This window comes from Anaerotignum faecicola, assembly GCA_024460105.1.
Classification (GTDB): Bacteria; Bacillota; Clostridia; order Lachnospirales; family Anaerotignaceae; genus JANFXS01.
Map to the genome: position 1 here is coordinate 1 of JANFXS010000243.1, position 465 is coordinate 465.

Annotated in this window: 2 protein-coding genes; both read right to left on the minus strand. The window is 58.9% G+C overall.

The genetic code is table 11. From position 1 onward, the window contains the following. The coding region (locus NE664_13760) for a hypothetical protein (GenBank protein MCQ4727699.1) at positions 1-180 on the minus strand (180 nt) is incomplete at its 3' end. An 80-nt stretch (positions 181-260) separates the two neighbouring features. Continuing rightward, on the minus strand, positions 261-465 hold a 205-nt coding region (locus NE664_13765), incomplete at its 5' end, for a hypothetical protein (protein ID MCQ4727700.1).

A 465-nucleotide genomic window follows, 5' to 3' on the forward strand; every position in this document is an offset into this window, starting at 1 on the left:
GGGCAGGGGCGCGCCGAACACGCCGCAAAGACGTTTGACCTCCAGATGTGCAAATTCCTGGTCTTTCTGTTTTTCCATAGACACCTCCTCAAGCATAACAGCCTGGGACTTCGGGACACTTTGTCCCAAAGTCCCGTTTTTCCATGTTGACAACATTTCGGCCATTCCAGGGCCGGGCATATAAAACTACGGCCCGCCCCAAAAGCGGCCCCAAAAAGCCTTGAAATCAGCGGGTTTTCCGGGGGCTAATTGTCAACAGATCACCCCCGTTTCCGGCGCATATATTCCCGCTGTTGGCGGCGGTGGGCTTTTAAGGCGCAAGCCTCTGAACAATATGCCTGCCGCCTGTCCGGGGCCACGGCCCCGCCGCAGATGGGGCAGGGCTTGAAATCCGGCCTGGGGCCCACAGTAGTAAGGGCGGCCTCCAGAGCTGGATCAAGGGGCAGGACGGCCTCCCGGAAGTAG